Annotated in this window: 11 protein-coding genes; all 11 read right to left on the bottom strand. The window is 36.0% G+C overall.

The annotated features are described in order from the left end of the window. Positions 1–2 precede the first annotated feature (2 nt). The 11 genes from ruvA to nrfD all read right to left on the bottom strand — a co-directional run bounded on the left by ruvA (position 3) and on the right by nrfD (position 13703). Entirely contained in the window at positions 3–584 is a 582-nt protein-coding gene (gene ruvA, locus ACFPH8_RS04565; protein WP_248397615.1) for a Holliday junction branch migration protein RuvA, read from the bottom strand. A 69-nt stretch (positions 585–653) separates the two neighbouring features. Beyond that, positions 654–2945, bottom strand: a complete 2292-nt coding sequence (locus ACFPH8_RS04560; protein WP_376858829.1) for an NADP-dependent malic enzyme — start codon at positions 2943–2945, stop codon at positions 654–656. Between the two features lie 82 nt (positions 2946–3027). Next, positions 3028–3951, bottom strand: a complete 924-nt coding sequence (queG, locus tag ACFPH8_RS04555) for a tRNA epoxyqueuosine(34) reductase QueG (protein ID WP_376858827.1) — start codon at positions 3949–3951, stop codon at positions 3028–3030. 56 nt (positions 3952–4007) lie between these two features. Then, positions 4008–5342, bottom strand: coding sequence for a cytochrome P450 (locus ACFPH8_RS04550; RefSeq protein ID WP_376858825.1), 1335 nt, complete (start codon positions 5340–5342; stop codon positions 4008–4010). A 12-nt stretch (positions 5343–5354) separates the two neighbouring features. Next, positions 5355–6377, bottom strand: coding sequence for a Holliday junction branch migration DNA helicase RuvB (gene ruvB, locus ACFPH8_RS04545; RefSeq protein ID WP_248397607.1), 1023 nt, complete (start codon positions 6375–6377; stop codon positions 5355–5357). Between the two features lie 176 nt (positions 6378–6553). Then, positions 6554–8347, bottom strand: a complete 1794-nt coding sequence (locus ACFPH8_RS04540; RefSeq protein ID WP_248397605.1) for a cytochrome c oxidase subunit I — start codon at positions 8345–8347, stop codon at positions 6554–6556. A 37-nt stretch (positions 8348–8384) separates the two neighbouring features. After that, complete coding sequence (locus ACFPH8_RS04535; RefSeq protein WP_248397603.1) at positions 8385–9452, bottom strand: cytochrome c oxidase subunit II; 1068 nt, start codon at positions 9450–9452, stop codon at positions 8385–8387. Between the two features lie 26 nt (positions 9453–9478). After that, on the bottom strand, positions 9479–10843 hold the full coding sequence (locus tag ACFPH8_RS04530; protein WP_248397601.1) for a quinol:cytochrome C oxidoreductase: 1365 nt from the start codon (positions 10841–10843) through the stop codon (positions 9479–9481). A gap of 24 nt (positions 10844–10867) precedes the next feature. Continuing rightward, the gene (locus ACFPH8_RS04525; protein ID WP_248397599.1) at positions 10868–11425 is read right to left on the bottom strand and encodes a c-type cytochrome; all 558 of its coding nucleotides are present in this window, start codon (positions 11423–11425) and stop codon (positions 10868–10870) included. 1 nt (position 11426) lies between these two features. Continuing rightward, entirely contained in the window at positions 11427–11963 is a 537-nt protein-coding gene (locus ACFPH8_RS04520) for a DUF3341 domain-containing protein (RefSeq protein WP_066248140.1), read from the bottom strand. 3 nt (positions 11964–11966) lie between these two features. Continuing rightward, the gene (nrfD, locus tag ACFPH8_RS04515; RefSeq protein ID WP_376858820.1) at positions 11967–13703 is read right to left on the bottom strand and encodes an NrfD/PsrC family molybdoenzyme membrane anchor subunit; all 1737 of its coding nucleotides are present in this window, start codon (positions 13701–13703) and stop codon (positions 11967–11969) included. Between the last annotated feature and the right edge of the window lie 30 nt (positions 13704–13733).

Raw genomic sequence — 13733 nt, 5'->3', positions numbered from 1 at the left:
TATTATAAATTTTTTAGCGCTTGCTTAATAATGGTTTCGACATTTGCTTGTGGCTCTTGACTTAAAAACTTGTCTATAACGCGTTCGGACTGTTTCTTGGTAAAACCCAAAACTTCTAAAGCAGATAACGCTTCATCTTTATTTGTATTGCTTTGTGCTGTTGAATTTTCATCAATATCATAGACTTTCAAAATTTTATCTTTCAAATCTAAAATAACACGTTGAGCCGTCTTGGCTCCAATACCTTTTATAGATTGTATTAATGCTACATCACCAACTGCAATTCCTTCGCGAACTTGCACAGGTGTTAAAGAAGACAACATAGTACGCGCGGTACTAGCACCAATACCACTAACTGATAAAAGCATGCGGAATATTTCACGTTCAGCAAGTGATGAAAAGCCAAACAAGGTATGCGAATCCTCCTTAACTTGAAGATGCGTATACAGCTTAAGATTTTCACCCTCTGGTATTTGCGAAAAAGTATGCAGTGATATATTTAAATGATAGCCAACACCATTGCAGTCTATTACAACGTCTGTTGGCCTTTTTTCAACAAGTCTTCCTTGAATATGTGTAATCATTAATTAACATTCTATTAACTCTCAAATGTAATAAAATTATTTTCAAAACAAAGGTGTTTACTAACCGAATCACCCATTTTGTGCTTCTGCTAATTTTTCTTTTTGCTGTGCATCAATAACGGCAATGGCTGTCATGTTCACAATTTCGTCTACACTAGCATCTAATTGTAGAATATGAACGGGTTTACGCATACCCATCATTATTGGCCCAATGGAGTCTGCTTGGTTCAATTCTTTCAATAGCTTATAGGTAATATTTCCAGATTCTAAATTTGGAAAAATAAGGGTATTTACTTTTTTCCTGGCTAGTTTTGAAAATGGGAAGGTATCTTGAAGCATTTCACTATTTAATGCGAAATCGGCTTGCAATTCACCATCTACCAATAAATTAGGATGTCTTTTGTGTAAATATGCTACGGCTTCACCAACTTTGGTTGCCGTTTGATTTTTTGATGAACCAAAATTTGAATATGAAATCATGGCCATTACAGGTTCCATACCAAACATTTTAACGACACCTGCTGTCATTTGGGCTATTTTAGTTAAATCGCTAGCCGATGGATTGATGTTAATAGCCGTATCACTTAAGAATAGCGGTCCTCGTTGTGTCATCATTACATTTGTTGTTGCCACTCGTGTAGAACCTGGTGCCAAACCAATTAATTCTAACATAGGTTTTACAACGGACGGATAACTTCTTGAAAATCCAGAAATTAACGCATCAGCATCACCTTCATTGACCATCATAGCAGCAAAATAGTTACGCTCACGCATCATTTTCTCGGCTGAATACAACGTAACACCCTTACGTTTGCGTTGTTGCCAATATACTTTTGCATAGGCTTTTAAGCGCTCCTCTTCTTCATCAGATTTCGGATCGATAATAGGCACATCGGCATCGAATTCAATTTCTTCTTTTAGTTTTTCAATTACGGAACGTCTACCTAATAAAATAGGCATGGCAATTCCTTCGTCATGTGCTATTTGAGCCGCTTTCAAAACATCTAAATGATCGGCTTCCGCATACACCACACGTTTCGGGTTTAATTTAGCGCGATTTAAAAGTAATCGTACAATTTTATTATCCGAACCAGAACGTTCTAAAAGGTCATTTTCGTATTTATCCCAATCGGTAATTGGGTTTTTAGCCACACCACTTTCTATAGCTGCTTTGGCTACTGCTGGTGGTACTTGAGAAATTAATCGCGGATCAAAAGGTTTTGGAATAATATAATCGCGGCCAAATGTTAGTCGTGTTTCACCATAAGCAATATTCACCTGCTCTGGAACAGGTTCTTTAGCTAAATTGGCCAATGCTATAACAGCCGCCATTTTCATTTCTTCGTTGATTTTAGTAGCCCGAACATCTAACGCGCCTCTAAAAATAAATGGAAATCCAAGCACATTGTTCACCTGATTAGGATGATCACTTCTACCAGTTGCCATGATAATATCTTTACGCGTAGCAATGGCTATATCGTATTGTATTTCTGGATCTGGATTTGCCATGGCAAAAACAATTGGATTGTCTGCCATGGATAACAGCATATCTGGTGAAACAATATCTGAAGTAGAAAGTCCGATAAATACATCGGCATTGTTCATAGCTTCTTCAATCGTGTCTATTTTTCTATGGGTTGCAAACTCTGCTTTTTCAGGTGTTAAGGTTTCACGATCTTTGCGAATAACACCTTTACTATCTAGCATAACCATGTTTTCACGTGATGCTCCAAATGCTTGGTATAATCGTGAGCAAGAAATAGCAGCTGCACCAGCGCCACTAATAACTATCTGAACATCTTTTATGTTTTTTTCAGCAAGTTCTAGAGCATTCAATAAAGCGGCAGCTGAAATAATTGCCGTTCCATGTTGATCGTCATGCATGACTGGAATGTCCAATTCGGCTTTTAGTCTGCGTTCTATTTCAAAGGCTTCAGGCGCTTTAATATCTTCTAAATTGATACCACCAAAAGTGGGTGCAATCATTTTCACGGTTTGAATGAATGTTTCAACATCTTCGGTATCCACTTCAATATCAAACACATCAATATCGGCAAATATCTTAAAGAGGAGACCTTTACCTTCCATTACGGGCTTGGACGCTTCCGGACCAATATTTCCAAGTCCTAAAACGGCTGTTCCATTGGAAATTACCGCTACCAAATTTCCTTTGGTGGTATATTTATAAACGTTATCTATATCTTTTGCAATTTCCAAACAAGGCTCTGCAACTCCCGGTGAATAGGCTAATGATAAATCCCGCTGACTGGCGTATTTTTTTGTTGGTACGACTTTTATTTTACCAGGTGTTGGTTTGGCATGATATACTAAGGCTTCTCTTCTTCTGCTTTGCTTACTCATATATAAATATTTTATCGGACTTACAAAGGTACAAGTTTAGGAATAAAAGAAGTATAAAAAAGATGGAGACTTTAATGGCGTTCTAATCCTTTAAAAAATCAATATTTCGGGTAAGTCCTGAAAATTTGGTTCGCTTTACAGCCGATTTTTGAAATACTTTACGGAACGTGTCTTCGGTAATTTCTTCCCAATCTTTTTTGGTCATATCCAATAATTCTGGGTGTGGATTGAAAAGCGGCTCGCTATGTGCTTTTGAAAACCGATTCCATGGACAGACATCTTGGCAAATATCGCAACCAAACATCCAGTCGTTAAACTGACCTTTAAATTCTGTTGGAATATTTTCTTTTAACTCAATGGTAAAATAGGAAATACATTTACTGCCATCTACCACATAGGGTTCTGTAATAGCTTGGGTTGGACAGGCATCTATGCATTTGGTGCAGGTACCGCAATGATCCGTGGTAACGGTATCATATTCCAATTCTAAATCGATAATAAGTTCAGCTATAAAATAAAAAGAACCCACTTGCTGTGTTAATAAATTGGAATGTTTCCCAATCCATCCCAAACCGGATTTTGCGGCCCAAGCTTTATCTAAAACTGGCGCCGAATCTACAAAAGCTCTTCCGTTTATGTCACCTATTTCATCTTGAATGAAATGCGTTAATTCTTTTAATTTCGATTTAATAACGTGATGGTAATCATTACCATATGCGTATTTAGAGATTTTGTAAGTCTCTTCTGACTGGGTTTCAGAAGGATAATAATTCAGCAATAGTGAAATAACAGATTTAGAGCCTTCCACAAGTTTGGTTGGATCTAGACGCTTATCAAAATGATTCTCCATGTAGGACATTTCGCCATTCATGTTTTTGTTCAGCCAAGTTTCCAAACGTGGAGCTTCTGATTCCAAAAAACCAGCTTGACTGATGCCACAAGACAAAAACCCAAGACGTTTGGCTTCCGTTTTTATAATCTGACTGTATTTGGATGTATTGGTCACTTACCGGTTTTAGCTTTATGATTAGTTAGCTTTATGCTTAAAAATTTTGATTTTAATTATGAACGTCTTTCAAATGTAAGCAAAGCGTTTTTAGGTTTTAGCGTGATTAATGGTGTAATATCAATCGTATCAAATTTCGGATGAATTTTATACATAGCTGTTAATTCTGAAATGGCTATAATCATTTCAAACATAGCAAAATTGTTTCCAATGCATTTTCGTGGTCCTGCTCCAAAAGGGAAATATTGCGATGAGAATTTCCGACTTCCTTCAGTAAAACGTTCGGGATTAAAATGGTTTGGTTGTTCCCATAAATCGGGATGACGATGCATTTCATAAACCGAAAACAACAAATTAGATCCTGCTTCAAAATCTAATCCATTAAAACTATCTGCTTCTATATTTACGCGATCTATAAAATAAACCGGTGGATACAAACGCATGGCTTCTTCAACAACTTGCTGACAGATTTTAGATTGTGTAACCAAAGTCATTAAGTCGCTGCTTTGTTCTTGTATTTCTACCCGTTCGTTATAAATTTGTTCTTGCCATTCTGGATGTAATGCGAGCAATTGTGTTGTAAATGTGAGCGCATTGGAGGTGGTTTCATGTCCGGCTGTAAATAAAATTAAAATTTCATCAATCAACTGTTCTTCTTCCATGGAATTGCCATCATCATATTTGGCATCCAAAAGCATATCCAACAAATCGTTTTCTTTTACTTGTGATTCCCGACGTTCGGCAACAATTCGCTTTAATATTTGGCGTGCTTCGTCCGTTAATTTTAGGTGCTTTTCAATTTCGCCACTCCATGTAAACCACCAACCTAAATACGGTTGACGTAATTCTTTAACCAGCATTTTTTGAGCAGCTTCCGTGATATATTGCAAGCGATTAATATCACCTTGATTGGCGGCACTACTGAATAGTGATTTTACAACGGTTTGAAATGCCAAATCATTTAAAATGGGGAACACATCCATAACCTGATTCGGTTCAATTTTTTTATATTCCGAAAGAATGGCGTTTTTTATACTATCTAAAAGCGATTGTAATTGCTTCTTATGAAAAGCAGGCTGAATAAGTTTTCGTTGTTTTTTCCAATGTTCACCTTCAGCTGTCAACAAACCTTTGCCAACATATTTGACTAAATCTTCTGTTTGGATTTTAGATTTTTTATAATTCTTTTGATTGGTTTGCAACACATATTCGGCAAAGGCAGCATTGCGAACAAAAACAACGCTATTTGAAAAGCCAATTTTTAAACGGAAAACATCGCCTTGTTCGGTAAAATTCTTATGATGAAAAGGTAGGGGGTTTTTGAGAATCTCCAGAGAATTACCAATGAATTTACTAAATGGAACCGTCGGTATTTGCTTTTTAGATTTCAAAATTAAGAATTATTAGAATAGTCCGCCTTGAGTAGGCCCTTTTACCCGTCCTAAATGTTTATAGGCTTGTTCCGTAACTTCACGACCACGCGGTGTCCGCATGATGAAGCCTTGTTGAATTAAAAAGGGTTCATACACTTCCTCAATTGTTTCAGCACTTTCACTAACGGCTGTTGCTAATGTTGTAATTCCAACAGGACCACCTTTAAACTTATCAATTATGGTTGTTAAGATTTTATTGTCCATTTCGTCTAAACCATGCGCATCTACATGTAAAGCTTCCAAAGCGAAACGCGCAATATTAATATCAATATTACCATTTCCTTTAATTTGCGCAAAGTCACGAACACGACGCAGTAATGCATTAGCAATACGCGGTGTTCCACGGCTTCTTCCGGCTATTTCAACAGCAGCTTCCATAGAAATGGGAACGTTTAAAATAGAAGCACTTCTTTGCACGATGGTCGTTAATAATTCCGTGTTATAATACTGTAAACGACTTTGGATTCCAAAACGCGCACGCATTGGCGCTGTTAATAATCCGGAACGTGTTGTAGCACCAATTAAGGTAAAGGGGTTTAGATTTATCTGAACAGTTCTAGCATTTGGTCCAGACTCAATCATAATATCGATTTTATAGTCTTCCATAGCCGAATACAAGTATTCCTCCACAATAGGACTTAACCGATGGATTTCATCAATAAATAGCACATCGCGTTCATCTAGGTTGGTAAGTAGTCCAGCTAAATCGCCTGGTTTATCTAAAACAGGTCCTGATGTAACTTTAATACTCACGCCTAATTCGCTAGCCAAAATATGGGCTAAAGTAGTTTTTCCTAATCCTGGAGGTCCGTGAAATAAGGTATGGTCCAAAGCTTCTTCCCGACCGTTAGCGGCTTGAACAAATATTTGAAGATTTTCCAATACTTGATCTTGACCTGTAAAGTCATCAAATGATAACGGTCTTAACTTTTTCTCGACGTCATTTTCTTCCGGTGAAAAATTTTCGTTTGTAGGATCTAGGTTTTCGTTCATGTTCAGTTCCCATGAAAAGGGGAATCGTATTTATTAATCAAAATTAAAACTTCATAAACAAATATACGAAGTGTACAATACATTTATATCAAAAAACTAAAAAGCCTTTCTAAATTAATGGAAAGGCTTTGATATGATAAATGTTATTATGAGCTCCCTTTTTAAAAGGGAATTGTTTAGTGATGTAACTCTTCTTCACCTTCCAATAACGGAACGTTTTGAGGCACAAAATCGACATCGTGACCTGGCTTACTGTAATCATAAGGCCAACGGTAAACATGTGGAATAGCACCTGGCCAGTTTCCATGAATATGTTTTACTGGAGCAGTCCACTCTAAAGTAGTAGATTTCCATGGATTTTGTTCTGCTTTCTTACCATAAAACATACTAGCAAAGAAATTATATAAATAAACAATCTGTACAATTCCACCAATAATAGCGAAGATTGTAATGACCACATTCACATTTGCTAAATCATCAAATAATGGAAACGCCGAGTTCGTATAATAACGTCTTGGTAAACCTGCCATTCCAATAAAGTGCATTGGGAAGAAAACACCGTAAGCACAAATAGCTGTTATCCAAAAGTGGATATATCCCATTTTTTTGTTCATCATGCGTCCAAACATTTTTGGATACCAATGATAAATACCTGCAAACATACCATACAATGCTGATATACCCATTACCAAGTGGAAATGCGCAATTACGAAGTATGTATCATGAACGTTAATATCTAAAGCACTATCACCTAAAATAATACCTGTTAAACCACCAGATATAAATGTAGAAACAAATCCTATAGAAAACAGCATGGCTGTATTCATTTGAATATTTCCTTTCCAAATTGTGGTTATCCAGTTAAAGGCTTTAACGGCCGAAGGGATAGCAATTAATAGTGTTGTAAATGTAAATACTGATCCTAAGAACGGGTTCATACCAGATACAAACATATGGTGTCCCCAAACAATAGTTGATAGGAATGCAATTGCTAAAATGGAAGCAATCATGGCACGATAACCAAAGATAGGTTTACGTGAGTTGGTTGCCATAATTTCAGAAACTAATCCCATAGCAGGAAGAATTACAATATACACTTCTGGGTGTCCTAGGAACCAAAATAAGTGTTCAAATAACACTGGTGATCCACCTTGATAATGTAATACTTCACCTTGGATAAATATATCTGATAAGAAGAATGATGTTCCAAAACTTCTATCCATTATTAATAATAAAGCCGCTGCAAATAATACAGGGAATGATACGATACCGATGATAGCCGTTACAAAGAACGCCCAAATTGTTAATGGTAAGCGCGTCATGGACATGCCTTTAGTACGTAAATTAATAACTGTAACTACGTAATTTAATGATCCTAATAACGAGGAAGCAATAAAGATAGCCATAGATATTAACCAGATTGTCATACCCATTCCGGAACCACCTTGTGCCATTGGCAATGCGGATAGTGGCGGATATATTGTCCAACCCGCAGCTGCAGGTCCTGCTTCTACAAACAAAGAGCAAACCATTAAGATACTTGATAAGAAAAATAACCAGTAGGAAACCATGTTTAGGAAACCTGACGCCATATCTCGTGCACCAATTTGTAATGGAATTAACAGGTTACTAAAAGTTCCACTTAAACCCGCTGTCAGTACAAAGAATACCATAATAGTACCATGAATAGTTACTAATGCTAAATAAATATCAGCATCCATAACACCACCTGGAGCCCACTTACCTAGTAAAGCTTCAAATAACACATTAGGTTCTTCTGGCCAAGCAATTTGAATACGGAACATGATAGACATTAAAACACCTATAATTCCCATAAGTGTACCTGTAATAAGGTACTGCTTCGCAATCATTTTATGGTCCTGACTAAAAATGTATTTAGTCATGAACGTTTCCTTATGATGATGTCCGTGATCGTCGTCGTGAGCGTGAGTATCTGCGTGTGTTGACATAATCTTCTATATGCTTTTTTTTTAAAACCGTTTTTATTTACTTAATTAAAGAATCTTTAAATTCTTTTTGTTCTGCCATCCAAGCGTCGTATTCTTCTTGGGTTTCTACTACTATTTTCATTTGCATGTTGTAATGTGACTTACCGCAAATTTTGTTACATAATACTAGATAATCAAATTCGTAAGGATCCAAAGGTGCTTCACCTTTAGCTGCTAATTCTTTATTTTTTTCTTCACGAATTTCATTAATGTTGTCCACCTTTTTAATCATTTCTGGTGTTAACCTCATATCAGCTGTTGTAACTGTTGGTGTAAAACCAAATTGCGTAATCATACCTGGAACACAGTTCATTTGCGCTCTAAAGTGTGGCATATAAGCTGAATGCAGAACATCCTGTGAACGCATTTTAATTAATACCGGTCTACCTACAGGTAAATGCAATTCTGAAGTAATAACATCATCTTGAGCATTTGGATCTGATTCATCTACTCCTAAAATGTTTGCTTTATCAATATCAATTAAACGTACATTGGCTTTTCCAAGTGTATTATCGTTTCCTCCATATCGCGCTTTCCAGTTAAACTGTTGTGCATATAGTTCGACAATTAAAGGGTCGTCATCTTCATTAACATTCATAATACTGGTCCAAGTAAATAAACCATAAATAATTAATCCCGCTAAAACAATAACAGGAATAATAGTCCAAATAGCTTCTAATGTATTATTATCCGCATAGTATAATGCTTTTTTACCTTTTTCTCCACGGTACTTATAAGCAAAAAAGTGTAATAAGAATTGTGTGATAGTTTGAACGATAAAGATAACGATCATAGAGATAATCATTAAGTTATCAATTTCAGATCCGTGTTCAGATGCTGAATTAGACATTAATGGTAAATCACCCCATAGAACGAAACAAACGATTGTGATAGCATAAATGAAGATTAGAAAACCTATCATTAAATACGCATTCATTTTATTATCTGTCTCATTTGCTACTTGATTATCTGTTACACCTACTTGTGCCAGATCAAATATTTTTACCATTTGCCAAATAGCAATAGCAATAAAAAGAACTATTATAATTGTTAAAAAAGCTGTCATTGTCTTTTCTCTACTTTAATTAATTTTTAATAATGGAAATGTTCACTTTCTTTCATAAATGGATTTCCTTTTGCTAATAGTGGTGCTTTTGTTAATGACGTAAATACGACTAACATAAACAAACCAGCAAATAACAAAATAGCACTTATTTCAGGAATTCCAATAAACCATCTGTCACCAACTGTTGCTGGCATAATCATTACAAATATATCTAAATAATGACCTGCTAAGATAACAATACCACCCATAACAACAAACCATGGAATACGTTTGTAATCACTATTCATTAAAAGTAATAATGGGAAAATAAAATTCATAGCTACCATTCCTAAAAATGGCAATTGGTAATCTTGGAATCTTGTTACAAAGTATGTTACCTCTTCTGGAATATTTGAATACCAGATTAGCATAAACTGTGAGAACCATAAGTATGTCCAGAAAATACTAATACCAAACATAAACTTGGCTAAATCGTGTAGATGACTATCGTTTACAAACGGTAAGTACCCTCTAGATTTTAAGTAAATAGACATTAAAGCAATAACGGTAATACCACTTACAAACATACTAGCAAAAACATACCATCCAAACAAGGTACTAAACCAGTGTGGGTCCACACTCATTATCCAGTCCCAAGACATTATTGATTCTGTATAAATATAAAATACTAGGAATGCAGCGGCAATTCGAAATGATTTTTTAAAATTACGATTATCACCTGGTTCTGCCTGATCCTGAGCGATTGAAAATTTACGCGCAAAATGTCTGTATAAACTCCATCCCGCAATAAATATTAAGCCTCTAATAATAAACCAAGGTAAGTTTAAATAACTTTCTTTTCCTTGAATTAATTTATCTTGAGCTACCACCTCTGGATCCATCCATATAAATAAGTTGTAATGACCAATTGTACCGGATGCTACTGCAATGGCTAATACAATTAAACCACCTGGTAACACATAAGCTGTAAGTCCTTCCATGACTCTATAGAGAACTGGTGACCAACCCGCTTGAGATGCAAACTGAATTGCATAAAAAGCCAAAACACCTAACGCAATCATAAAGAAGAAAAATGCCGCAACATACAATGCAGACCAAGGTCTGTTTGCCATTTGATGTTGTACATGTTCTACATGTTTTTTGTGTTCGTCCACATGACTTTCTGAAGCGTCACCGTGGGCAGCCGTTTCGGTAGTCATATCATGTGTTGTAGCGACTTCGTGTCCAGCCTCTTCTCCGTGTCCTCCACCATGTGCAGCTTCTGCAGCCAACATCGTTTCAACGTCTTCAAAAGATTTATGAGATGTCATAAAACCATAAACAACACCTATTGCTCCAATTATAATTAGTGCAATAGAAAATGTCTTTAATCTATTTGAGAATGTGTACATATCTATATATAATCTTTATCTATCTTATTTTTCTAAATTGGCTTTCAACTCTAATACATAAGCGGTTACTTGCCAACGCTCTTCCTCATTCAATTGGTTAGCATATGAACCCATGGCATTTTTACCATAATAAATAGTATGGTAAATACTACCTTCGGTTATAGCTCTTCCCACATCGTCAAAGCTTGGAATACCAAGAATTTTTTCACGTTTCACTAAATTGCCTTGTCCATCACCTTTAGTTCCGTGACAAATTCCACAGTAAATATCATAAAGTTCCTTTCCTCTTATCTTATCAAATTGGAGGGAGTCTATAGGATTCTTTAAAGTAGCTTTAGCTTCATTAAAACCATCTAATGTATTATCAATATCAAAAGGTATATGACCTCTTGGTACTGATCCTTCTGCTGGCAATTGCGCTTCTACACCATTTCTAAATGCGCTAGTTTCAGAATACGTTTCATAGCCAACCGATTGATACATATTTGGCATGTATTCGTAATTACGAGAGGAATCATTTTTACACGACACAATCGTTACTAATACTAATGCTATAATTGTTATTTTTATTAAGGCCTTCATATTAATGTGCTTCTACTTTTTCAACAATGTTAATTTCAACTGCACCAGTTTCTTTCAGTAAATTTTCTAATTCAAGTTGATTGTTATGAATTGCAATTTCCATTAAGAAATGATCATCGGTTGTTCTTGGGTCAGGATTTTCTGCGTTTTTAAATGGCCACAACCTACTACGTAAGTAAAATGTAATTACCATTAGGTGCGCAGCGAAAAATATCGTTAACTCAAACATAATAGGTACAAACGCTGGCATATTTTCAATATAACTAAAACTTGGTTTTCCTCCAATATCTTGAGGCCAATCTTCAATCATTATAAAGTTCATCATTACTATAGAAACTGCTAAACCAATACAGCCGTAAATAAATGATGTTATAGCCAAACGCGTTGGAGCTAATCCCATAGCTTTATCTAGTCCGTGAACTGGAAAAGGTGTAAATACTTCTTCAATATGATGCTTTTCAGCTTTAACTCTTTTAACAGCCAACATTAATACGTCGTCATCTGTATAAATAGCGTGAATTACTTTTGATGTTTCCATTATCTACGCTTCGTTTATTATTTGGTTAGCTTGTCCAGACCAATCATCACGTTCTGCTCTTCCTGGGAATGAACCTGTAATTTCGTCCAACAAATCGTATTCTATTTTCGTCATTCTACTTACTTGCAAGTATGTGAAAATCCCGATACTATTAAGTACTTCTTCCATCTTTGGTCCAATACCATTAATTTTTTGAAGGTCATCAGCCGTTTGAATTGTTGGATCAAACTTACCAATGTTTTCTAGCAGATTTTTTGTTTTTTCTGTGTGATCCACTGGAGGCACTACAGGTGAAACTGGTTTTGCTTTAACAATACCAGATGTTCTAGCATCTGATCCGGTTCCAACAAGACTATCTCCACGCTCTCTAATATTCTTATAACGCTCACCTGATGATTTCAAGATTGTTTTTACTTCAGCTTGCGCAATTACAGGGAATGTTCTAGCATATAATAAGAACAACACAAAGAAGAACCCAATAGTTCCAATAAATATTCCAATATCAACAAATGTTGGTGAGAACATTGTCCAAGAAGATGGTAAGTAATCACGGTGTAATGATGTTACAATAATTACAAAACGCTCAAACCACATACCTATGTTAACGATAATAGAGATAAAGAATGAAAACATGATACTGGTACGTAATTTCTTGAACCACATAAACTGTGGAGAGAACACATTAAAACTCATCATGAATAGGTAAGCCCACCAGTAAGGTCCTGTTGCTCTGTTTAAGAAAGCGTATTGTTCATATTCCACACCAGAATACCAAGCTACAAATAACTCCGTTATGTAAGCCACACCCACAATAGAACCTGTAAGCATGATAACGATGTTCATTAACTCAATATGTTGAACGGTAATATAATCTTCTAAATTAGCTACTTTACGCATGATAATTAATAAGGTATTTACCATGGCAAAACCAGAGAAAATTGCACCTGCAACAAAGTACGGAGGGAAAATGGTTGTGTGCCAACCTGGGATAACCGACGTTGCGAAGTCAAAGGATACAATGGTATGTACAGAAAGTACTAATGGTGTTGCTAAACCTGCAAGTACCAAAGATACTTCTTCAAAACGTTGCCAGTCTTTTGCACGACCAGTCCATCCAAAGCTTAATAAGGAATAAATTTTCTTTTGAAAAGGCTTGACAGCTCTATCACGTAACATAGCAAAATCTGGTAGTAAACCTGTCCACCAGAATACTAATGAAACAGATAGATACGTTGAAATTGCGAATACATCCCATAGTAATGGAGAGTTAAAGTTAACCCATAAGGAACCGAATTGGTTTGGAATTGGTAATACCCAATATGCTAACCATGGTCGACCCATGTGGATAATTGGGAATAAACCTGCTTGAACAACGGCAAAAATTGTCATTGCTTCTGCGGAACGGTTAATTGCCATTCTCCATTTCTGACGGAAAAGTAAAAGTACTGCAGAAATTAATGTTCCTGCGTGACCAATACCAACCCACCAAACGAAGTTAGTAATATCCCAAGCCCAACCTACGGTTTTATTTAAACCCCAAGTTCCAATACCTGTTGATACTGTATATATTATACACCCAACTCCCCAAAGGAAAGCGATAAGTGCAATTGAAAATACAATCCACCAAGATTTATTTGCTTTACCTTCAACAGGTCTTGCCACATCGACTGTTACATCATGATATGATTTTTCCCCTGTAACTAAAGGTCTTCTAATAGGTGCTTCGTAATGAGACGCCATAATCCTTTTATAATTATTTTCTTAATTCGT

This window comes from Bizionia hallyeonensis (assembly GCF_042657385.1).
Lineage (GTDB): Bacteria > Bacteroidota > Bacteroidia > Flavobacteriales > Flavobacteriaceae > Algorimicrobium > Algorimicrobium hallyeonense.
The sequence above is the reverse complement of the archived record's forward strand: the minus strand, read 5'-3'. Positions and strand labels throughout refer to the sequence as shown.

Bases quoted from the DNA above. Each gene is read 5' to 3' on its own strand.
- ruvA (WP_248397615.1), bottom strand. From the start codon at position 584: ATGATTACACATATTCAAGGAAGACTTGTTGAAAAAAGGCCAACAGAC.
- ACFPH8_RS04560 (WP_376858829.1), bottom strand. From the start codon at position 2,945: ATGAGTAAGCAAAGCAGAAGAAGAGAAGCCTTAGTATATCATGCCAAA.
- ruvB (WP_248397607.1), bottom strand. From the start codon at position 6,377: ATGAACGAAAACCTAGATCCTACAAACGAAAATTTTTCACCGGAAGAA.
- ACFPH8_RS04540 (WP_248397605.1), bottom strand. From the start codon at position 8,347: ATGTCAACACACGCAGATACTCACGCTCACGACGACGATCACGGACAT.
- ACFPH8_RS04535 (WP_248397603.1), bottom strand. From the start codon at position 9,452: ATGACAGCTTTTTTAACAATTATAATAGTTCTTTTTATTGCTATTGCT.
- ACFPH8_RS04530 (WP_248397601.1), bottom strand. From the start codon at position 10,843: ATGTACACATTCTCAAATAGATTAAAGACATTTTCTATTGCACTAATT.
- ACFPH8_RS04525 (WP_248397599.1), bottom strand. From the start codon at position 11,425: ATGAAGGCCTTAATAAAAATAACAATTATAGCATTAGTATTAGTAACG.
- ACFPH8_RS04520 (WP_066248140.1), bottom strand. From the start codon at position 11,963: ATGGAAACATCAAAAGTAATTCACGCTATTTATACAGATGACGACGTA.
- nrfD (WP_376858820.1), bottom strand. From the start codon at position 13,703: ATGGCGTCTCATTACGAAGCACCTATTAGAAGACCTTTAGTTACAGGG.